We start from the raw sequence: 19,853 nt of genomic DNA, 5'->3' as shown, positions 1-19,853 counted from the left end.
GAAGGGCTGCGTGCGCGAGCGTACGCTCGCGGGCAGCGGACCGGGACGGTTCCGTCCGGTTCCGCGTGACGAGGGAGTCAGCGATGCCCGCGAGGTTCGTGTACTGGATGAACGTGTCGATCGACGGCTTCGTCGAGCGCGACGCCGGAGAACTCGGCGACGTCGAAGGGCCCGAGTGGATGCGGATCGACGAGCCGCTGCACCGCGAGTTCAACGCCCGCGCCGCCGCGATGACCCTGTCCGTCGAGGGGCGGGTCGTCCGCGACATGATGGACCCGTTCTGGCCGGACGCCCGCGCCGACGAGTCGATGCCGGCGTTCATGCGCGAGTACGGCGAGGTCTGGACCGACCAGCCGAAGGTCCTGGTCTCGCGCACCCGGACCAGCGCCGACCACAACACCCGGGTCATCGGGGGCGACGACGCCATCGCGCAGCTCGCCGTCCTGCGCGAGGAGTCCGAGGGCGACATCGGCGTCGGCGGCCCGAACCTCGCGACGCAGTTGCTCGACGCGGGGCTGCTCGACGAGCTGTTGCTCTACACGCACCCCGCGGTGCTCGGCGCCGGTCGGCCGCTGTTCGACCCGCCGGAGACGGGCGTGCGACCGCCGTTGCTGCTGGACCTGCTCGAGCAGCGGGAGTACCACAACGGGGTCACGCTCCACCGCTACCAGGTGCTGCGGTAGTCACTCCCCCGAGGGGCCTGGACCGACGATGACCAGGCGCCACGCGCTCGGCCGGTCGCTGTCGAAGTCGTTGAAGCCGATCGCATCGACGTCCTTGCTCGCCATCTCGGTCAGGTCGATGCGGTGCGGACTGTCCCGGCACGCCATCGCGGCCAGTTCGAAGCTCCCCGACGCCTCTGCGGCCGTCGTCCGCACGATGCCGCGCATGTGTCCGTTGCCGTAGCAGGAGAACTCGAGGTGGTCGATCGTCCGCGAGTCCGGGAACTGCAGCCGGACGCCCGGCTCCACGTCCTCCGGATCCTCGTTGCCGGGGGCGGCATCGGCGCTCAGCACCCCGAGGACGGCGTCGTCGGTCTCGGTCGCCGCTTCCTGCTTCGCCTGCCACGCACTGAGGGCCTCTTCGTCGACGGGCGGCGCCGACGTGCAGCCGGCGAGCAGGGCCACGACGGCGAGCGCCGGCAGGGCCAGCGCGGAGAAGCGGCGGCCGCGTGACATCAGTCGGTGTCCGTGCCGGCGCTGACGACGAGCACCTGCCATGCGCTGTCGCGGTCGCTGTCGAAGGCGTTGAACGAGATGCTGTGCACGTCACGCTTCCAGGTGCGCGGGAGGTCGACGCGCTGCTGCCCATCGCTGCACCGCATCGGGTCGGTCGACGTGGTCCGGGACGTCGCCTCGGAGGTCGTCGTCACTTGGCCGCTCATCCGGGCGCCGCCGAAGCAGGAGAACTCGAGGTGGTCGATCTGCTCGGGGTGCTCGAAGGTGATCGTGATGCCGCGCTGGAGCTCGCCAGAAGCATCGGTCTGTCCCTCGCCGGTGTCGACCCGGGAGTACAGCGTGGCGAGCGCGTCGTCGCCAGCCCCGGACTTCTCCTGTGTGTGCTGCCACGCGCTGAGGGCCTCTTCGTCGACGGGCGGCGCCGAGGTGCAGCCGGCGAGCAGGGCCACGACGGCGAGCGCCGGCAGGACCAGGGCGGGGAGGTGTCGCACGGTGCGAGCCTAGCGATGCCGCGGGTTGGTCGATGCGTGCACAACGAGCGACGTCCCACCCGTCGATCGACAGGTGGGACGTCGCAGAACGCGTGCGCAGTCGGTCGGGTCAGACGTCGCGTCGACGTGCGACCGTCAGCGCGAGTGCACCCACGACGAGCACCTCAGCCGCCAGGACACCGAAGCCGCCCCAGCCGTTCAGGACGATGTCGTCCTGGCTGGCTTCCTGTCCGTCGTAGGAGTACGCGAAGAGCTGGCTGCCGGCCTGGTCGGGCAGGAACTTCATGATGTTGACCGGCCACTCGAGGTTCATCAGCCCCGCCATCAGCGACAGGACCACCGGCAGCACCAGCAGGATCCCGAGCGTGATCGCGATGCCGCCGGCGCTCGACCGGACCAGCAGGCCGATCCCGTACGCGAGCAGCGCGAGCAGCGTCAGGTAGACGGACGACCCGAGGATCGGCAGGAACACCGACGGGTTGCCGATCTCCGGCTCCACCCCGTTGCCGGCCAGCAGCGGCAGCGAGATGAGCACACCGATCCAGGTCGCGACGGCACTGACGACGAACGTCGTGACCGCCAGCACCACGGCCTTCGCGAGGATCACACCGGTGCGCCGGGGGTCGGCCGTGAACGTCGAGCGGACCTGACCGGTGCCGTACTCGCCGGTGATGATGAGCACGCCGAGCACGCCCACGACGAGCGACGAGAGCAGGACGCCCACGGTGTTGACGTTCACGAGCGTGCCGTTGGCGATGTCCGTCGGCATCTGGTCGCCACCACTGTTGGTGTTCGCACCGACGAGTGCGGCCATGCCGATCGTCACCAGCACCAGGATCGCGTAGCACCAGAACGTGGACCGGATGCTGCGCAGTTTGATCCACTCGCTCCGCACCAAGTGCGGGAACGACAGACGGGTCGCGCCGTGCATGCGGGTCGACGGCGTGGTGGGCGAGGTGGTGGCGCTCATCGGGTGCCCTCCGATCGGTACTCGACGTCGTCGCGGGTGAGAGCCATGTAGGCCTCCTCCAGGCTCGCGCCGGTCGGGGTGAGTTCGTGCAGTGCAACGCCGGCCTGGGCCGCGATGTTGCCGACCGTCGGTGCGTCGGGACCGACGACCAGGAAGGTGCCGTCCTCGCGCGGGGTGACGGTCGCGTTCGGGCCGATGGCCTGGAACAGCTGCTCGGGCGACGGCGTCCGGACGATGACCCGGCTGCCACCGCCAGCGGCGCCCGGTGCGGCTCCCCCACCGGCGACGAACTCGGCGATCGGGGCGTCGGCCAGGACCTTGCCGCGGCCGAGCACGACCACGCGGTCGGCGGTCTGCGCCATCTCGCTCATCAGGTGGCTGGACAGGAACACGGTGCGACCGTCGGCGGCCATGCGTCGGGCGAGCTGCCTGACCCACAGCACGCCGTCGGGGTCGAGGCCGTTGACGGGCTCGTCGAGGATCAGGGTCTTCGGGTCGCCGAGCAGTGCGGCAGCGATTCCCAGGCGCTGCCCCATGCCGAGCGAGAAGCCGCCGACGCGCTTCTTCGCCACGGACTCGAGGCCGGTCATGTCGATGACCTCGTGCACGCGGGCCTTCGGGATGCCGTGGGTCGCCGCGAGCGAGAGCAGGTGGTTGTAGGCGCTGCGGCCCGAGTGGACCGCCTTCGCCTCGAGCAGGGCGCCGACCTGTCGGAGCGGGTCGCGGAACGTCGTGTACGGCTGGCCGTTCACCGTCGCGCTCCCCGCGGTGGGCCGGTCGAGGCCCATGATCATGCGCATCGTGGTGGACTTCCCGGCGCCGTTCGGCCCCAGGAAGCCGGTCACACTGCCGGGTCGGACGACGAACGAGACGTCGTCCACGGCGGTCTTCGGACCGTACTGTTTGGTGAGGTGGCTGACTTCGATCACGGCGGCCACGCTATTGCAGCGGTGTCCGGCGGCGCGTCCGTCGGAAGGGGGATGTGTCAGGTGCGCGGCGGCCGGATCCGCCCGACCCGGCGACGGGTCCGGTCGGTGAGCTCGAGCCTGCCACTACTGTGCAGCACGAGCAGGAGCAGTCCCAGCGCGACCGGAGCGGCGATGACGCCCGCGGAGCCGCTCTCGGAGAGGATCCCGCGGATCTCGTTGCCGACGACCGTGAGAATGTACGGGGTGAGGCCGAGCGTGATCGTGAAGACGACGGTCCACATCCGCGCCACCGCGAACCCGACGGCCACGACCTCGAGCACCCCGACGGCGTACCACGCCCACAGGTTGCCGTCCCACAGGCTCCGGCTGATCATCCACTCCCCCGTGAGGTGCCGGACGCTGCCGTAGCTCGCGACGCCGAGCAGGAACCACCCGACCGCGGCCGCAGCGGTGTGGTGACTGCGGATCGGCCGACCGACGAGGGCGATGAGCGCGCAGGCCGCGAAGAGGGCGAGGGTGCCGCGGTCGACACTCCAAACCCCCGGGAACCGGACGAACCAGTACGGGGTCACGACGGCCGCGAGGATGCAGACGACCAGGGCAACCCGCCCGACCGCCCACCGACCCGCGAGCGCCGCGACGAGTGCGACGAGCCAGAGCGCGGCGAACACGAATCCGGTGTCGCGGAACGGCCCGACCTGCACCAGCGACTCCGGCACCGGGTTGCCGTGGATCCACGGCGCCCAGCTGCTGACGAGGAACTCGGCGAGCGCGAAGCCGGTGCCCATGGTGAGAGCGATCGTGCTGCCCGCGTCGCGGACGTGCGGCACGACGATCCGGTCCAACCGTGCGGAGACCGCGTGCCCGACGATGTCCAGCCGCTCCTGTCGCGTCGGAGCGGCACGGCCCTCGGCGTCCGCGACGTCGAGGAGCGTCCCGACGAAGGCGTCTTCGTTCGCTGCTCGCCACGTGCGCGGGTACCACCTCGTGAGCCGGCGGTACCGGGCTTCGAGCGGTGGGCGGCTCCGCTCGGCGGTCACGCCGCTCCCCCGGACGTCGCCGTCGACGCACGCCCGAGTCGGGTGCGGAGGACGCGGAGCTTCGCGTCGAGCCGTGCTGCCTCGTCGGCCAGACGCTGCTCGCCCTCGCTCGTGATCGCGAAGTAGCGCCGGAGTCGACCGCTGACGACCTCGTCACCGTCGCCCTGGACCAGCCCGTCCTTCTGGAGACGCTCGAGCGACGCGTACAACGTGGTGACCGCGAGTGCGACGCGTCCTTCGGAGAGGTCGGCCACCGCTTGGATGATCGCGTACCCGTGCTGTCGACCGCCCGTCAGACTGGTCAGGATCCAGAAGACGGGTTCGCGGAGTTCCCCACTGCTCATGACCGGAAGCATATACCCGCAGTGGGAGTATTCCCAGAACAGGACGTGCAGGAGGGATGCTCGTGCACGCGACGCACCGGGGGCTAGCCTGTCGCCGTGAAGCAGGCACAGGACGACGGACCGTTCTTCCACGGCACGAAGGCCGACCTCGAGCCGGGCGACCTGCTCACCGCGGGGTTCCGGTCGAACTACCGGCCCGAGGTGGTCATGAACCACGTCTACTTCACGGCGGTCTCCGACGGCGCCGGGCTCGCGGCCGAGCTCGCCGCCGGTGACGCCGAACCGCGGGTCTACGAGGTCGCGCCGATCGGCCCGTACGAGGACGACCCCAACGTCACCGACAAGAAGTTCCCCGGCAACCCGACCCGGTCCTACCGCAGCACCGAACCAGTACGGATCGTCCGCGAGGTCACCGACTGGCCCCGACTCACGCCCGACGCGCTCCGCCTCTGGCGCGAGCGCCTGGCCGCACTCCGCGCGGACGAGCGCGGCGAGATCATCAACTGAGCGCCTGACGGACGGGAGGCCCGGGGCGGGGCCGCCACGGGCCTCCCGACCGCTTCGCCCCATCTCAGGGCCCCGAACACGCCCTGCGGACGTCAGCGGCTCAGCGCGTCGCTCGTCGTGACGGTCGCGAAGCTGCCGTCGAGCGCCGCCATGAAGGCGGCGTGGACGCTCGCACCCGGGACGGTGACGCCCCCGAGCGCCAGGTCCGGCGCGGCACACGCGTCGGCGACGACGGTCGCGGTGAAGCCGAGTTCGTGCGCGGCCCGGGTCGTCGAGTCGATGCACATGCTGCTCATCATCCCGACGATGGTCACCTCGTCGACTCCGGCGTCGGTCAGCAGTTCCTGGAGTCCGGTGCCGATGAAGCTGTTCGGCGCGTGCTTCTCGAGGACCGGCTCGCCGTCGACGGGCGCGACCGCCGGGTGGAAGTCGAGGCCCGGCGTGCCCGGTACGAAGAACGTGGCGTCGGGGTCGGTGGACACGTGGAAGACGTGCACCACCAGGTCGCCGGCAGCGCGGAAGGAGTCGAGCACGGTGCGCGCTGCGGTGGCAGCGGCCTCGGGTTCGACGAGGGGGAAGGCCCCGCCCGGGAAGTAGTCCAGCTGGATGTCGACGAGGAGCAGCGCGCGGGTCATCGGTTCAGTATGGCGGGCGGCGGGCTCCAGGCCGGGCCGTGTCCGGGCTGTTCGTCGCCGGGATCGCGGGCGAAGGCGAGGCTCTCCGCGATGATCGAGAGCACGACGTCCACCTCGTGGTCGTAGCGCGGCCCGTAGACGAGGAACTCGGTGCCGTGGTCCTCGTACTGGTGCGGGGTCGCCCACCCGAGAGCGGTGAGCTCGACGCCGCGAGCCGCCGGCAGGCACAGGTGCACCGAGGTGTCGTCGACACCGTGCAGGTGCACGGGTTCGAGGCGCCCATCGGGAGCGAGCGACGTCCACGGCACGACGTGCTCGGCACGGTCGCGGAGGAACAGTGCGCGCGACGACGCCGGCGAGACCTGACTGTGCCCCTCGACCACGTCCGGCAGTGCCAGTGCGTCCGCGACGAGTCGTCCCCACCGCTCCGGGGTCGCGCGGTCAGTGAGCTGACGCTGTGGCCCGTCGTCGGACACGGACGGGCGGACACCGGGGCGAGGTGTGGAGATCACCGTTCGACGCTACCGGCGCGCTCCGCCGCCGCGGGTCACGGTTTGGCGCCGTTGCCGAACGAGCCGTGCAGGGTCGTGTCCGCGAAGGCCGTCGCGTCGATCACGGCGCGGACGCGGTCGAGGACGCCCTGGTCCTCCGAGTCCACGCCGATGACGAGCGAGCCGTAGTCGACGCGCATCGTGTACGGGATCGAGGCCTCGAGCCCGGTCACGTGCGGGGTCGCAGCGAGGGTCGCCAGTCCCTGCGCCACCGCAGTGGACGTCGACGTCGGGATCTGCTGGTCGAACGTGCCGTCGTAGTGGACAGTGCTGGCGATGTGCCCCTCGTCCGCCGGCACGGTCAGCGTCAGGGAGACGCCGGTCCACGCCAGCTCGGTGGCCATCGTCGTCGGCACGGCTCCGGCCTGAGCCGGGGTCGCGCCGGCGTCCATCGTGACCGTGAACCGCGATGCGAAGTGGTTCGACGTGACCCACCGGGTGGAGCAGGTCGGGTCCGGGGCGGAACTGGGGGTGTTCGTGGTCGTCTGCGTCGCCTCGGCGACGGCCGGGAGCGCGCGGACCTGCCGGAGTGCGGTGCGCACCTGGCTCGCGACGGCGGGGTCGAGCGTCGGCGCCGGGGTGACGAGACGAGAGAGCTGCCCGTCCGGTGCCTGACCCGAACAGGGCCGGACGGACAACTCCTGATCCCGTTACTGCGAGTTGTTCGGAACCGGGCGCCGGATCGATTGCCCGGACGTACGAACGCGCCCACGTCGAAGTTCGGGTCGACGACGAGGGCGCGTCCTGTAACGGGTCATGAACGACCGAACTCCTTCGGAGCCCCCGTTCGAGGGGTTTGGTCCGGACCGATCTCCGGCTCAGCGCTGCTGGTCGTCCAGGTCGAGTGATGAGGTCAGTTCCGGGAACGCCCGCGCCTGTTCGACGAGCTGCTGCGCCTTCCGCACGACCCCCTCGACGCTGTCCGCACCGGCGACGAGGCGCACCGGCGGTGCGGACATCTCCGTCAGGGCAAGGAGCGTCCGGGCGAGCTTCGCCGGATCGCCACTCTGCTTGCCCTCCATGCCGCGGAAGAACTCCTTGGTCTGGTCCGACGAGGACCGGTAGTCGTCGAGGTGGACGTCGCCCCAGAACGTGGAGCTGCCCTCGGCGAGCAGGTCGGTCCGGAAGAAGCCGGGCTCGACGACCGTGGTGTGGATGCCGAACGGCAGGACCTCGTCGTACAACGCCTCCATCCACCCCTCGAGCGCGAACTTCGACGCGGCGTACGCGCTCCCACCGGCACCGGCGACGATGCCCGCGGTCGAGCTGATGCTGATGACCCGACCGGAGCCCTGTGCCCGCATGACGGGGAGCACCGCGCGGGTGACGTTCATCGCACCGAAGAAGTTCGTCTCCATCTGCGCGCGGAACTGCTCCGGGGAGACCTCTTCGAAGAACCCGCCCTGGAAGCTGCCGGCGTTGTTCACGAGCACGTCGATGCGGCCGAACCGTTCGATCGCGGCGTCGACCGCGCTCCGGACGGTGCGCTCGTCCGTGACGTCCAGCGCGACGGCGAGCAGCTCATCGTGCGTGCCCACCGCTGCGACGACGCGTTCCGGATCCCGCCCCGTCGCGACGACGTGGTGTCCGGCGTCCAGGGCTGCGCGCGCGAACTCGGTGCCCATGCCGCGGCTGGTCCCGGTGATGAAGAAGGTCTGGGGTTCGGTCATGTGCCCAGCGAAGACCACTTTCGTGCAGAGAGTGAGGCTCTGCCGAAACGGGGTCGAGCAGAACCTCCCTTCCGACGCTCGAGCCGCCCTAGCGTCAGGGACATGGACCCCCTCGTGACCACGACCCCGTCGAACCACCCGACGGCCGCACCCGCTGCCGACGACCGACTTCCGTGGTTCCCGCTCGCACTGCTCGCGGCGATCGGGTTCGTGCTCGTCGCCATGGAGACCATGCCCGCGGGGCTCCTGCCGGTCATCGCGGACGGCATGGGGACGTCCGAGGGCACGGTCGGACTGTTCGTCAGCGCCTACGCGATCGGCACCGTCATCGCCACGGTGCCGGCGATCGCACTCACGCGGGGCCTACGCCGCAAGCCGTTGCTCATGACGGCCATCGCCGTGCTGGTCATCGCGAACACCCTCACCGCGTTCGCGCCGAACGTGACCGTCGCGCTCGTGACACGGTTCGTCGCCGGCGCGGCGTCCGGCGTCATCTGGGGCATGTTCGCCACCTACGCGCGGCGCATCAGTCCCGCGCGGTTCGCAGGCGTGTCCCTCGCCATCGTCTCCACGGGCGCGCCCGTCGGCTTCGCGCTCGGCACGCCGCTCGGGTCGTTCATCGGCACCGCCCTGGACTGGCGCTGGTCGTTCATCGGCCTCAGCCTCGTCGGGGTCGTCATCCTCGCGTTGATCGCCGTGTTCGTGCCGGACGCACCCGGCCAGACGGGCACCGCGAAGCTGTCCGTGGTCAAGGTGTTCCGCATCCGTGGGATCGCGATCATCCTCGCTGTCATCGCCGCGTGGATGGTCGCGCACAACACGATCTACACCTACATCTCGCCGTACCTGCGGGTGACCGGCACCGACCTCAGCGCCGGATTCGTCCTCCTCGTCTACGGCATCGCGGCGATCCTCGGCGTCGTCGTCACGGGCGCCCTCCTCGATCGACATCCCCGGCCGCTGCTGCACCTGAGCGTCGGACTGTTCGTCGTCACCGGCGTCGTGCTGCTCGTCGGCCACGCATCGCCGGTCGCCGTCCTCGTCGCCGCCGTCCTGTGGGGTGTCAGCTTCGGTGGTGCCTCGACGCAGCTGCAGGCGGCGCTCACCACGGCCGGCGGGGAGAACGCCGACGTCGCCAGCGCGTTCCTACCGGTCGCGTTCAACATCGCGATCTTCGTCGCCGGGATCTTCGGAGCCGCGCTGTTGACCGTGTTCGACGGACTGGTCCTGGCCGTGGTGATGATCGTCTTCGGGGCGATCGCGGCGGTGCTCACCCTGGTCGGTCGGCGATCGGCGTTCCCCGCGCGTCTCTAGTCGGAGACCTGTAGCAGCGGTCGAGGCCGCCGGCACCGCCACGGTTCACCCGTTGACGGGATCGCCGCCCCACGTCAGGTCGCTGTCCTCGTCGACCGGGAAGGCCTCGAACCGGTCGTCGGCCAGGACCGCGTCGACCAGGGCACGTGACCCGGCGACGATCGTCGAGTCCCAGTCGATCTCCGACGCGAGCACCCATGAGTGGTCTTCCGGCCAGAGCATCTGCGGGGTGTGGTGCAGGTCCGCGACCGTCCCGATCCGGGCACGGTCCAGCCACGCCGGGTCGGCGAGCTGCAGCAGGGTCATCGAGAGGAGGAGGCACTCGCGGTAGGGCCAGTCGAAGCGTTCGACCGCGAGGGCAGCACGGATCGCGGCCTGCGCATCGTCGTGCTGCGCCTGGATCTCGAGCGCGTAGCGGCGCATCACCTCGATCTCCTCCGCAGTCGCCTGATCGGCGCCCTGCCACCCGACAGCAAGCGTCGAACCCCCGCTCAGTTCGCTCCACCCGCTCCAGATCGCCGCGACCAGGTCGTCCGATGTCGAGGTCGATGCCGCGAGGTGCTCGGTGAGCGCAGCAAGCAGGATCGGCTCGAACCAGCCTTCCTCGGGCGGGTGGACGCGCCAGCCGTCCTCGAACACCAGGTCGGACTCGTCGGTCCGGCCGGTCAGGCTCCGCCACTGGACGAGTGGGTGCACGATGCCGCCCGTTCGCGATGCGACGTCGGACCACCGCCACCGGGCGGACTCGAGGACGGGGTGGTCCTCCCATTCGTCCACGGTCGAACGGTCCTCGCGGTCCGCCGACACCGGGTGGAGGATGCGCGCAGAGGCCTCGAACCCGGTTCCGGCTGTCCCGCCCACGGTGCCGAACGTTCCCGCCCGGGCGAGCAGCCAGGCGCCGCGGGACACGTCGGTGATCAGTTCCACGTGCCGAGCCTAGGACGAGCCCCGACCGACACCGTCCGCGTGCACCGGCAGCGTCGGCAGAGCCGGGGCCGGATCCGTCGCGAGCCGAGCGTGGGTCTCCACGTCGAAGCGTTCGACGCCGTACCGCAGCTTCTGTCGCTCGGTGCCCTCCGCGGCGAACCCGGCGGCACTGGCGACCCGGCAGGACGCGGGGTTGTTCACCCGGTGCCCGAGCTCCAGGCGGAACAGCCCGACGCCGAACGCCCAGGACGAGACACTCGCCAGCGCCGCCGTCGCCAGTCCGCGTCCGCGTCCCCCACGCGCCAGCCAGTAGGACGCCCAAGCCGTCCCGTGCCGGAACTCGATCGCGGTGAGCCCGACGTTCCCGATCGCGACACCGTCGTCCACGACCGCCCAGTTCTTTGCGCGGTCGCCGAATCCGAGGGAACGGCTGATGTGCTCGCGCGACTGCGCCTCGTCGCGCAGATCGGCGTCGGGGAACTGCGTGTCCAGGTCCGGCGTCGTCCGCCGGGCGAGGAGCAGCGCGGGTGCGTCGTCGACCGACCACGGGCGCAGGGCGACCACCTTGTGATCAGCCGACGGCGGGCGGCCGCGGACGGGACGCGCGCAGTGCCGGGAACTGCTCGTCGCGCCACTCACCGTCGATCGGCGTGCCACTTGCGGCCGCACGTTCTTCGCGCTCCCGCAGCTCCACGCGTCGGATCTTGCCCGAGATGGTCTTCGGCAGCTCCGCGAACTCGACCCGACGCACGCGTGCGTACGCCGGAAGCGCAGTCCGCGCGTACGCGAGCACCTGCTCGGCGGTGTCCGCCGTCGCCTCGAACCCGGCGGCGAGGGTGACGTACGCCTTCACGACGTTGAGCCGGGCGTCGTCCGGGGCGGGAACGACGGCGCTCTCGGCCACGGCAGGGTGCTGCAGCAGGGCGCTCTCGACCTCGAACGGTGACACCTTGTAGTCGGACGACTTGAACACGTCGTCGGTCCGGCCGATGAACGTCAACTCCCCGTCGGCGTTCCGGACCGCGATGTCGCCGGTGTGGAAGAAGCCGTCGCGCATCGATGCCGCAGTCCGGTCGGGGTCACCGAGGTACTCGGCCATCAGGTTGACCGGCCGCTCGTCGAGGTCGAGGCAGACCTCGCCCTCGTCGCCGGGCTGCCCGGTGACCGGGTCCAACAGCGTCACGGTGACACCGGGCAACGCGCGGCCCATCGCACCGGGGGTGACGGTACTGCCCGGGGCGTTGCCGATGATCGCGGTGGTCTCGGTCTGCCCGTAGCCGTCGCGGATGGTCAGACCCCACGCGCGTTCGACCCGGTCGATGACCTCGGGGTTCAGTGGTTCTCCGGCCGACACGACCTCGCGCAGTGCCCGTGGGCGCGCACCGAGGTCGGACTGGAGCATCATCCGCCAGGCGGTGGGCGGTGCGCAGAACGTGCTCACCTCGGCGGCGTCCAGCTGCGCGAGGAGCGCGGCCGGATCGAACCGCGGGGTGTCGTGGACGAAGACGGTCGCCTCGGCGATCCACGGCGCGAAGAAGCAGCTCCAGGCGTGCTTGCCCCAGCCGGGCGAGCTGATCGCCAGGTGCACGTCCCCAGGCCGCAGGCCGAGCCAGTGCATCGTGCTGAGGTGTCCGACGGGGTACGACGTCTGGGTGTGCACGACCATCTTCGGCTTCGAGGTCGTGCCCGACGTGAAGTAGACGAGGCAGGCATCGGTGGTCTTGGTGACGACGACCGGTCGTGACTCCCCCGCGGGCGCTGGTTCGCCGAGGTCCGAGGGGTACTCCGTCCAGCCGTCCACAGCGCCGCCGATCACGATGCGGGAGAAGCCCCCGCGGACGTCGTCGTACTTCGCCGTCTCACTGCGGTTCGTGACGACGTGCGCCACGGCTCCGCGGTCGACGCGGTCCTGCAGGTCGGCGGTGTCGAGCATCGTCGACGTCGGCAGGATCACCGCCCCGAGCTTGATCACCGCGAGCATCGTCTCCCACAGCTCGAGCTGGTTGCCGAGCATGACCAGCACGTGGTCGCCCTTCCGGACGCCGTGCTCGTGCAGGCGCACGGCCAAGCGGTCGGACCGGGCGGCCATCTCCGCGTAGCTGAGCCGCTGTTCCGAGCCGGCCGCGTCGACGATCCAGAGCGCGATGCGATCGTTGCCGGCCGCGATGACGTCGAACCAGTCGTCGGCCCAGTTGAAGGTGTCGCCGAGGTCCGGCCACCGGAAGGCGGCGCGGGCGGCTTCGGCGGACTCTGCGGAGAGCAACTGGTCACGGGCAGCGCGGTACGCGGCGGTCACGTTCGGGTTGGGCACGGACCGATCATGCCGCATCCGTCTGGTGGCCGATCCCGAACAGCCGGCGTGCGTTCCCCGACGTGAACGCATCGCGGGCCGTGTCCGAGGGGAACTCCCGCAGGAACGCCTCGATCTCGTCCGCGGAGGGCCGCCGGAACGGGTGGTCGGTGGAGAACAGCAGCCGGTCGGGCGTCGTGACGTCGAGCGCGTGCCGGAGCAGCGTGGGGTTGAGCATGCCCGAGCTGGTGATGTGGACGTTGGAGCGGACGGTGTCGGAGACCTTCCGCTCGAGTCCGGCGATCCGCGAGAGGCTGTCCGCGCGGTCGAGCCAGAAGAGCAACAGCTCGCCCCAGTGGCCCAGCACGATCTGCAGGTCCGGGTGCCGGTCGAAGGTGCCACCGACGATGAGGCGAAGTGCCGCGCGTGCCGCCTCGAGGTGCCACCCCCACCCGAAGGTCGCCAATCCGAGCTCGACCATCGGGTCGAACCCCTCGTACGCCGCTTCGCGCAAACGCTTCGACGGGACCTGCGGGTGGATGAAGACCGGCTGCCCCAGCGACGCTGCGGCGGCGAAGAGGTCGTCGTACCGGCGATCGTCGAGCGGCACCTCGCCGGTCCGCCCGTAGACCATCGCCCCCACGCAGCCGAGGCCGGCGGTGCGCTCCAGTTCGGCGACGGCAGCGCCCGGTTCGGCCATCGGCAGGGTCGAGAACGCGCGGAACCGGTCCGGGTGGTCCGCAACCGCGGCGATCGCGATGTCGTTCGCCTGCCGACTGAGCGGGATCGCGTCCGCGGCATCGAGCGGCTGCGCTCCGGGCGGCGCAAGGGACAGCACCTGCACGTCGATCCCCTGCTCGTCCATCGCGGCGAGCCGGGCGTCGCCGAGGTCACGGAGCAGCTCGCCGTTGTCGCCGAGTTCGTCCAGCGCCGTGCTCGGGTCGCGGCGGTCCTCGGGCAGGGCGTTGACGGCGTCCGTCAGGGCCGGGTGGTTCCAGTGCTCTTCGATCGCGATCAGGGTCATCGGGGTTCCTCCGTCAGGTCTCGCACCGACGCGTTCACTCATCGGCGTTGAGTGAACCGTACACCTCGCTCAACGCCGTAGAGTCAGACGCATGGCCGAGACCTCACGCGACGCGAAACGCGCACAGACCGCCGAGCGCATCCGCGCGGCTGCTCGTCAGCAGTTCGGTGCGAACGGGTACGAGGGCACGACGATCCGGAGCATCGCCGCAGCGGCCGGCATCGATCCGTCGCTCGTCATGCAGCACTTCGGGTCGAAGGCAGCGCTGTTCGCGACCGCCGTGCAGCTGCCGACCACGTCAGACGGTGGGAACCAGCGTGCGGCCGCTGACCACCTGCTCGACGTCCTGGGGATCCGTTTCGACGCGCTCCCTGCCGAGACGGCCGCGCTCGTCCGGTCGATGCTGACGGTGCCCGAGGCGGCGGACACCATGCGCGGCTACCTCGACGAGCGGGTCGAGAACCTGGCGCGCTCACTCGACGGCGACGACGCCCGGCTACGGGCGTTGCTCACCGTGAGCGGCATCCTCGGCATCACGATCACGCAGCACTTCCTGCGCCTCAGCGCGTTCGAAGGCGCGTCACGTGACGACCTGCTCCGCGCGGCGCAGGGCTGGGTCGAGTCGCTCACGACGGAGGCCGGGTCACCCACTCGCTGAGCCGGGTCCGCCCAGACTGTTCAGCCACCCCTCGAGCCACGGCACGACGTCCGACAGGTCCGCCGTGTCGATCGCGGTCGATGCTGCCGCCCTGGCCGCTCCGGTCGCATTGAGAGCCAGCGCCGCGGGGACCACCTCGAAGAGTGGAATGTCCGACCGACTGTCCCCGATCGCACAGCACCGCTCGATCGGCACGCCACGGGCCAGCGCGTACCGGAGCGCACGGTCTCGCTTGTCGAACTCGTCGAAGTGCTCCGCCACCGCCCCGTCGTAGGTGCCACCCGTGACCCCGACCCGCGGTCCGCCGTGCGCGACGAATCCGAACCGCCGCGCGAGCGACCGAGTGACCGGCTGCCACGCGAGCGACGCCAACACGGGGACGACCTGGTGCGTGCGGCACCACGCCACCACGAGCTCCACACCGGGGAGCACCGGTAGGTCGTCGAGCCAGCGGTCCACGGTCGTCGTCGATGCGCCGCGCCAGCCCGCGGCATCGATCTCGCTCACCTGTCGATTCGTGAGCGAGCCGTCGGCGTACCGACGCTCGGCCTCGTCCAGTGCGTCCCGGTGCCCGAATCGCTCCGCGAGATGACTGCTGCTCGAACCGGTCGACACGAGCGTCCCGTCGACGTCGAAGAAGACGATGCCGCGCACCGGCTCCGTCACTGCTCCCGATCCTCCGGCATCGCGGCGCGGATCGCTGCGATCGTGTCCGCAGTCTCGACGTGCAGGTGCGCCCGGATCCCCATCGCCCGCGCAGCCTCGATGTTCTCCGGTACGTCGTCGATGAACAGGACATCCGCGGGTGCGGCGTCGAGCCGGTCGAGTGCGATCCGGAACGCCTCGGGTTCCGGCTTCGTGACGCCGATCTCGTGGCTGTAGCAGATCGGGTCGAACACGGCCGCGAACCCGAACCGTCGCTCCTCTTCCTGACGGGCGCCGTCACCAGAATTGGACAGGATTGCGAGCCCGACCGTCCCGCGCAGACCGGCGACGAAGTCGAAGAGCGGCTCGTTCAAGGAGCCGCAGTACGCGTCCCAGAAGTCGGCTCGCATCGACGCGAGCACCTCGGCCGAGGCGCCGAGTGCGGCGCCGATCTTCCCCCAGTACTCGTCGTCGACCCCGGTCCTCCGCGCGGCATCGGGCAGGTCGGCGTCCGACAACCGCGTCGAGAACTCCTCGTCGGTCAGACCGAACGCAGCCGCCCACCTCGTGCGGAACTGTCCGGGCCATGCCGCGTCGTCGACCATCTCGAGCACGCCACCGACGTCGAGCAGCAGCCACCGCACCCCATCGCCCGTCATGCGGAGACCCCGCCGAGTCGGCGAATCATCTCGAGCTCCCGCTCGTCGGGCGCGAGGACGTACGGCTCGGTCACCCCGGTCGGCTCGTACCCGCGCCGGGCGTAGAAGGCCTGAGCCCGCAGGTTGCGCTCGTGCACGTGGAGTCGGAGCGTGGTCCCGTGGCCGGAAGCCCATGACTCGATGGCGTCGAGCAACGCATCGGTCACGCCGGCCGCACGGCCGCGGTGCGACGGCGCGACGTACACCCCGACCAGCAATGGCCCGGTCGCGGCGTCGGGTATGAACGACCCCATCGCACCGGCCCAGCGTCCGTCGGTGTCGATCGCCACGAGCGAGGTGCCCCCGGTGTCCTGACCTCGGCGGCCCCGCGCACGCCACTCCGTCTCGTCGAGCTGCTCGGCGTCCGCCAGGTGCTCCGCGTAGGCCATCGGGGTGTCCCGGAGCATCTCCAGGCGGAGCGCTCGGACGGCCTCCCAATCGGCTTCGGTCGTCGGTCGGATGGTGATCCCCTGCATGGACCGAGCCTAGGACAGCGGGCGGTCGGCGAAACTCGTCCGAACTGGTTCCAATCGACTTCGGGCATGGCACCGAATCACCTGCACAGACCGGGAACCACCCGGAGCGCTCACCAGCCGCACATTGCTGGTTCTCCACCCTGCACCAGGGTGTGTTCGGCGCGCACACAGCAGCCGCGCCGAGCGCGACACCTCAGCAAAGGACAGATCACCATGCGCAAGAGCCTGAAGACCTCCATCACCCTCGCCACGACCGGCGCCCTCGTGCTCGGCGGTGCCGCGTTCGGCATCTCCTCCGCCCAGGCCTCCACCCCGACCATCCACACGGTCTCGTCGTCGTCGTCGAAGATCCCCGCACCGGTCGCCTCCGTCCCCGAGGTCCTCGGCGGGTCCACCGCCGTGAAGCTCGACTCCGGCTTCACCGACGCCCTCACCGCCCTCAAGCTCACCCCCGGCGTCTCGGGAGATGCGACCCTCGCTGACGGGTCGGTGTCGTTCCCGATCACCGCCGGGTCGGTCACCTACTGGTCGCCGGACGGCAACTACAAGCCCTACGTGCAGGGCCTGCTCAACCACGACGACTCCGGCCTCACCCTGAAGGCCGGCGACACCACCGTCACGCTCGAGAACTTCGTCGTGAACCCGGGCTCCTCCAAGCTCTACGGTGACGTCCTGGTCAACGGCAAGGTCGCCGCGTCCAACGCGTTCCTGTTCGAGCTCTGGGGCGGCTCCCTCAAGCCCCTCCAGCTCGAGGGCGACAACGCCATCCTGACCGGCACCACCGTCCACGTCTCCGAAGACGCCGCCGGCCTGCTGAACAAGACCTTCGGCACCGACGCCGTCAAGCGCGGCCTCCTCGTCGGCACCGCCACCATCACCGCACAGATCAAGTAACACCCCACGTACTCCGGCTGTGCATGGCAGACCGGAACGGCCAACGCCCCGTCGCTCGCGACGGGGCGTTGCTCGTGCGTGGAGACACCGGGTCAGCGAGCCCGTGCCCGGTACGCTCCCGGCGCAGTCCCGCAGGCACGGGTGAAGTGCGCGTAGAAGCTCGACTGCGACCCGAAGCCCGCGGCGTGCGCGATCTCCGAGGTCGTCATCGACGTCGTCGCGAGCAACCGCTGCGCCTCGGCCACCCGGCACCGTGTCAGGTACTCGACGATCGTGGTGCCGACGTCCTGTCGGAACACCGACATCGCGTAGTGCGGGTGCAGGTGTGCGGCCGCTGCGACGTCAGCGACCTCGATCGGTTCGCGGAACCGGTCGACCACGAACCGCACCATGTCGATCACCCGGTGCATGGCATCCGCGGTGCCGTGCCCGCCGCCGGGCCGCAGGTCCACGGCGTCGCGGTGGTGCCGGAGCAGGCGACGCACGAGCGCCTGCGCCTCGAGGTTGGCGATGATCTCCGCACCGTCGTCCGCGAAGTCCCGCTGCCACGACCCGAGCATCGACTCGACGTCACGGCCGGCAGCTGCGGTCGGCACGACGACCGGGCGGTTCAGGAGCATCGCTCCGAGGTCGTGGTCGGGTAGTCCCCACGCCAGCACCTCGGCCAGGGGGATGTGCACCCAGCGGAACTCGCCGGTACCGGTGCCGTCGCCCACGAGCTGGTGCGGGGTCCAGCCCCAGAACAGTGCGATCTCGCCCGCGTGCACACTGACCGGCGCCCCGCCGAACCGGTAGTCCAGGTGCCCGTCGAGCACCAGGTTCATCTCGAGGTCGTCGTGCCGGTGGGAGGACGCCATGAGCGGGGCCGGGCCGCGGTGGCTCCAGTACGCCGCTTCCATCGTCTCCACGTCGAGCACGTTGCTGAGCCTACGTCAGCGAGCAGCCTCCCCACACAGGACCTCCGTCAGGGGGTCGCTTCACGAGACCAGTAGTCGGCCCTGATGATCAGCAGTTCTCCGTCCACTTCTGCGCTCAGGTTGACGGTCCGCGGGTCCCACAGTGTCCCGCGCTGACGAGCTTGCGGAGTCATCCCCAAGCTCGTTGCGAGATCCTGCGGACTCACTCCCTCGGGCGGTCGGACCGAGAGCACGGCCCAGCACCCACCTGAAGCGCACTCCTTCTCCTCCGCGATCAGCTCGCTGCCCGCGGGTAGCGAGACCGAGGAAGCGGGTGGCACATCCCCCTCGGTTGCGAACGCGAACAGGGACACGAGGCGAACACCGGCGAGCAACGCGACGACCGCGAGCGTCACCACGACCGTCACCACGACCGATCGCTTCCGTCTCCCTGTGGCCGTCACGAGCGCCACCCTACGGCTTCGGCGCAGCAGCCTGTCCTGGTACTCACTCGACGGTGTGGAGCACTTCGATGCTGACGGGCACGTTCCCAGAGCACGTCGTACTCCTCACGACTTGCCACAGGCTCCGCCGCCTACTTGTCCCACGCCGTCACGGACGCGAGACCTCGGGCGGCACGTTCCTCATCGAGGAGCTGCTGCACCACCCGGCTCTTCGCGGCCGTGTACGCACGACCATCCGACGATCGCGCTGCTCGGGTCTTGACCTCCCGGTACCGCGCAACGGCGGTGGGGTCGCGCAGCAGTTTGTCCCGGAAGAGCCGTTGGTTGCATTCGTCCCACTGGTCCGAGGCGAAGACGTGGAGGATGTGGGTTCTCGCCCCGTCGTCCCGCTCGCGGGTGTACACCCCGTGGTTCTCCGGACCGGCACGGTGCTGCGTGTAGCCAGTCGCAGCGAGCAACGGGCCGAGCGCCAACGGATCCGTGTCGACTGCGACCCGGACCGCGATGTCGATGACCGGCTTCGCTTCGAGACCCGGGATGGCCGTGCTGCCGATGTGTTCGACCGCGAGGACGCGGTCTCCGAGCGCGGTGACGAGCCGCGACGCCTCACGCTGGTAGTCGGTCTCCCAGGAGTCGCGGTGTGCTTCCAGCTGCACCGCGGCAGGCGCTCCCACGGACCGGATCGTGGCCATCGCCGCTGGCCACAGCGCGTCCAACCGCGGTCCCCACGGATCCGCCATCACGCCGCTGTGACGGAGTTCGACCACCTCGGACGCGGGGAGCCACTTCCAGGCCATCACCTCGGCCGGAGCTGGCCGCACGGTCGAGCCGGCAGGTTCCCGGACGATGAAGAGATCCACCAGCGCAGAGTCCTCGGTGAAGCGACCGACCCACTGCAGCGCGTCGGGCGCGACGTCGAGGGAGGTCTCCTCGCGGAGTTCACGGCAGGCCGCCGCTGTCCCCGACTCGCCGGCGAGCGCGCTGCCACCGGGGAACTCCCACCCGTACGCGAACTCCTTCGTCGGAGCTCGCTGCGTGACGAGGACGGTCCCGTCGGCGCGGTGGACGCAGACCGTGACCACGAGGTGGAAGGACCCGACGGGCCAACCGCTGTCGCCTCGCCGGAACGTCGTGCCCGTCGCTCCACCGCCCGCATCGACCACGTCCCACCACTCGTCCACGACCGCCAGCGTACGACGACCGTCGCGACCCGGGTCGTGCCACCGCACGAGTCGTGATCGTCGAGACCCCA

At 70.4% G+C, this 19,853-nt stretch carries 25 protein-coding genes; 5 read left to right on the top strand and 20 right to left on the bottom strand.

All coding sequences use genetic code 11. The features are described from left to right. The first annotated feature begins 83 nt into the window (after nucleotides 1-83). Entirely contained in the window at nucleotides 84-683 is a 600-nt protein-coding gene (locus DEJ14_RS06750) for a dihydrofolate reductase family protein (RefSeq protein WP_111086517.1), read from the top strand. Here DEJ14_RS06750 and DEJ14_RS06745 read toward each other — a convergent pair whose 3' ends face one another. From DEJ14_RS06745 to DEJ14_RS06720, 6 genes are all read right to left on the bottom strand, one after another. Continuing rightward, nucleotides 684-1,178 carry a hypothetical protein gene (locus tag DEJ14_RS06745; RefSeq protein ID WP_111086516.1) on the bottom strand — a complete coding sequence of 165 codons (495 nt, stop codon included), beginning with the start codon at nucleotides 1,176-1,178 and terminating at the stop codon, nucleotides 684-686. Continuing rightward, nucleotides 1,178-1,669 carry a hypothetical protein gene (locus DEJ14_RS06740; RefSeq protein ID WP_111086515.1) on the bottom strand — a complete coding sequence of 164 codons (492 nt, stop codon included), beginning with the start codon at nucleotides 1,667-1,669 and terminating at the stop codon, nucleotides 1,178-1,180. The genes DEJ14_RS06745 and DEJ14_RS06740 overlap by 1 nt, the downstream gene beginning before the upstream one ends. Nucleotides 1,670-1,778: 109 nt before the next feature. After that, entirely contained in the window at nucleotides 1,779-2,639 is an 861-nt protein-coding gene (locus tag DEJ14_RS06735; protein WP_111086514.1) for an ABC transporter permease, read from the bottom strand. Then, nucleotides 2,636-3,568, bottom strand: coding sequence for an ABC transporter ATP-binding protein (locus DEJ14_RS06730; RefSeq protein WP_111086544.1), 933 nt, complete (start codon nucleotides 3,566-3,568; stop codon nucleotides 2,636-2,638). The genes DEJ14_RS06735 and DEJ14_RS06730 overlap by 4 nt, the downstream gene beginning before the upstream one ends. A 56-nt stretch (nucleotides 3,569-3,624) precedes the next feature. Continuing rightward, nucleotides 3,625-4,608, bottom strand: a complete 984-nt coding sequence (locus tag DEJ14_RS06725) for a hypothetical protein (protein WP_111086513.1) — start codon at nucleotides 4,606-4,608, stop codon at nucleotides 3,625-3,627. Next, a complete protein-coding gene (locus DEJ14_RS06720; protein WP_111086543.1) occupies nucleotides 4,605-4,952 on the bottom strand; it encodes a PadR family transcriptional regulator in 348 nt (115 codons plus the stop codon). Before DEJ14_RS06720 ends, DEJ14_RS06725 begins: the two co-directional genes overlap by 4 nt. 96 nt (nucleotides 4,953-5,048) lie before the next feature. Between DEJ14_RS06720 and arr the strand changes: the two genes are divergently transcribed. Then, nucleotides 5,049-5,459, top strand: a complete 411-nt coding sequence (gene arr / locus DEJ14_RS06715; protein ID WP_111086512.1) for an NAD(+)--rifampin ADP-ribosyltransferase — start codon at nucleotides 5,049-5,051, stop codon at nucleotides 5,457-5,459. Nucleotides 5,460-5,551: 92 nt separating this feature from the next. Here arr and DEJ14_RS06710 read toward each other — a convergent pair whose 3' ends face one another. From DEJ14_RS06710 to DEJ14_RS06695, 4 genes are all read right to left on the bottom strand, one after another. Further along, nucleotides 5,552-6,094: a cysteine hydrolase family protein gene (locus DEJ14_RS06710; protein WP_111086511.1), complete on the bottom strand. Its 543-nt coding sequence runs from the start codon at nucleotides 6,092-6,094 to the stop codon at nucleotides 5,552-5,554. Further along, nucleotides 6,091-6,606 carry a luciferase domain-containing protein gene (locus DEJ14_RS06705; protein WP_181437635.1) on the bottom strand — a complete coding sequence of 172 codons (516 nt, stop codon included), beginning with the start codon at nucleotides 6,604-6,606 and terminating at the stop codon, nucleotides 6,091-6,093. The genes DEJ14_RS06710 and DEJ14_RS06705 overlap by 4 nt, the downstream gene beginning before the upstream one ends. Before the next feature lie 35 nt (nucleotides 6,607-6,641). Next, nucleotides 6,642-7,283: a hypothetical protein gene (locus tag DEJ14_RS06700; protein WP_111086510.1), complete on the bottom strand. Its 642-nt coding sequence runs from the start codon at nucleotides 7,281-7,283 to the stop codon at nucleotides 6,642-6,644. 180 nt (nucleotides 7,284-7,463) lie between these two features. Continuing rightward, on the bottom strand, nucleotides 7,464-8,315 hold the full coding sequence (locus DEJ14_RS06695; RefSeq protein WP_111086509.1) for an SDR family NAD(P)-dependent oxidoreductase: 852 nt from the start codon (nucleotides 8,313-8,315) through the stop codon (nucleotides 7,464-7,466). Nucleotides 8,316-8,417: 102 nt separating this feature from the next. Between DEJ14_RS06695 and DEJ14_RS06690 the strand changes: the two genes are divergently transcribed. Then, nucleotides 8,418-9,629 carry an MFS transporter gene (locus tag DEJ14_RS06690; RefSeq protein ID WP_111086508.1) on the top strand — a complete coding sequence of 404 codons (1,212 nt, stop codon included), beginning with the start codon at nucleotides 8,418-8,420 and terminating at the stop codon, nucleotides 9,627-9,629. Between the two features lie 45 nt (nucleotides 9,630-9,674). Here DEJ14_RS06690 and DEJ14_RS06685 read toward each other — a convergent pair whose 3' ends face one another. Genes DEJ14_RS06685 through DEJ14_RS06670 form a run of 4 tightly spaced genes read right to left on the bottom strand, consistent with a single transcriptional unit; the run spans nucleotide 9,675 to nucleotide 13,870 of the window. Beyond that, nucleotides 9,675-10,556, bottom strand: a complete 882-nt coding sequence (locus DEJ14_RS06685; RefSeq protein WP_111086507.1) for a hypothetical protein — start codon at nucleotides 10,554-10,556, stop codon at nucleotides 9,675-9,677. 9 nt (nucleotides 10,557-10,565) lie between these two features. Further along, complete coding sequence (locus tag DEJ14_RS06680; protein WP_111086506.1) at nucleotides 10,566-11,120, bottom strand: GNAT family N-acetyltransferase; 555 nt, start codon at nucleotides 11,118-11,120, stop codon at nucleotides 10,566-10,568. A 7-nt stretch (nucleotides 11,121-11,127) separates the two neighbouring features. Beyond that, nucleotides 11,128-12,885, bottom strand: coding sequence for an AMP-binding protein (locus DEJ14_RS06675; RefSeq protein WP_111086505.1), 1,758 nt, complete (start codon nucleotides 12,883-12,885; stop codon nucleotides 11,128-11,130). Beyond that, nucleotides 12,875-13,870: an amidohydrolase family protein gene (locus DEJ14_RS06670; RefSeq protein WP_111086504.1), complete on the bottom strand. Its 996-nt coding sequence runs from the start codon at nucleotides 13,868-13,870 to the stop codon at nucleotides 12,875-12,877. Before DEJ14_RS06670 ends, DEJ14_RS06675 begins: the two co-directional genes overlap by 11 nt. Nucleotides 13,871-13,961: 91 nt before the next feature. Between DEJ14_RS06670 and DEJ14_RS06665 the strand changes: the two genes are divergently transcribed. Beyond that, nucleotides 13,962-14,528 carry a TetR/AcrR family transcriptional regulator gene (locus tag DEJ14_RS06665; RefSeq protein WP_111086503.1) on the top strand — a complete coding sequence of 189 codons (567 nt, stop codon included), beginning with the start codon at nucleotides 13,962-13,964 and terminating at the stop codon, nucleotides 14,526-14,528. Here the strand turns inward: DEJ14_RS06665 and DEJ14_RS06660 are convergent. Genes DEJ14_RS06660 through DEJ14_RS06650 form a run of 3 tightly spaced genes read right to left on the bottom strand, consistent with a single transcriptional unit; the run spans nucleotide 14,514 to nucleotide 16,347 of the window. Continuing rightward, on the bottom strand, nucleotides 14,514-15,194 hold the full coding sequence (locus DEJ14_RS06660) for an HAD family hydrolase (protein WP_111086502.1): 681 nt from the start codon (nucleotides 15,192-15,194) through the stop codon (nucleotides 14,514-14,516). The two genes, DEJ14_RS06665 and DEJ14_RS06660, sit on opposite strands and share 15 nt — an antisense overlap. Continuing rightward, complete coding sequence (locus DEJ14_RS06655; RefSeq protein ID WP_111086501.1) at nucleotides 15,191-15,832, bottom strand: HAD-IA family hydrolase; 642 nt, start codon at nucleotides 15,830-15,832, stop codon at nucleotides 15,191-15,193. The genes DEJ14_RS06660 and DEJ14_RS06655 overlap by 4 nt, the downstream gene beginning before the upstream one ends. Further along, nucleotides 15,829-16,347: a GNAT family N-acetyltransferase gene (locus DEJ14_RS06650; protein ID WP_111086500.1), complete on the bottom strand. Its 519-nt coding sequence runs from the start codon at nucleotides 16,345-16,347 to the stop codon at nucleotides 15,829-15,831. The genes DEJ14_RS06655 and DEJ14_RS06650 overlap by 4 nt, the downstream gene beginning before the upstream one ends. A 213-nt stretch (nucleotides 16,348-16,560) precedes the next feature. Here DEJ14_RS06650 and DEJ14_RS06645 point away from each other — a divergent pair, with 213 nt between their 5' ends. Beyond that, nucleotides 16,561-17,241, top strand: coding sequence for a hypothetical protein (locus DEJ14_RS06645; RefSeq protein WP_284180084.1), 681 nt, complete (start codon nucleotides 16,561-16,563; stop codon nucleotides 17,239-17,241). 92 nt (nucleotides 17,242-17,333) lie between these two features. Here DEJ14_RS06645 and DEJ14_RS06640 read toward each other — a convergent pair whose 3' ends face one another. The 3 genes from DEJ14_RS06640 to DEJ14_RS06630 all read right to left on the bottom strand — a co-directional run bounded on the left by DEJ14_RS06640 (nucleotide 17,334) and on the right by DEJ14_RS06630 (nucleotide 19,782). Next, nucleotides 17,334-18,158 carry a helix-turn-helix domain-containing protein gene (locus DEJ14_RS06640; RefSeq protein WP_111086695.1) on the bottom strand — a complete coding sequence of 275 codons (825 nt, stop codon included), beginning with the start codon at nucleotides 18,156-18,158 and terminating at the stop codon, nucleotides 17,334-17,336. 47 nt (nucleotides 18,159-18,205) lie between these two features. Then, nucleotides 18,206-18,601 carry a hypothetical protein gene (locus tag DEJ14_RS06635; protein ID WP_146249836.1) on the bottom strand — a complete coding sequence of 132 codons (396 nt, stop codon included), beginning with the start codon at nucleotides 18,599-18,601 and terminating at the stop codon, nucleotides 18,206-18,208. A 131-nt stretch (nucleotides 18,602-18,732) separates the two neighbouring features. Beyond that, the gene (locus DEJ14_RS06630) at nucleotides 18,733-19,782 is read right to left on the bottom strand and encodes a GrpB family protein (RefSeq protein WP_181437652.1); all 1,050 of its coding nucleotides are present in this window, start codon (nucleotides 19,780-19,782) and stop codon (nucleotides 18,733-18,735) included. Nucleotides 19,783-19,853 lie beyond the last annotated feature (71 nt).

This window comes from Curtobacterium sp. MCJR17_020, from assembly GCF_003234365.2.
In the GTDB taxonomy this organism is placed as follows: Bacteria; Actinomycetota; Actinomycetes; order Actinomycetales; family Microbacteriaceae; genus Curtobacterium.
The sequence above is the reverse complement of the archived record's forward strand: the minus strand, read 5'-3'. Positions and strand labels throughout refer to the sequence as shown.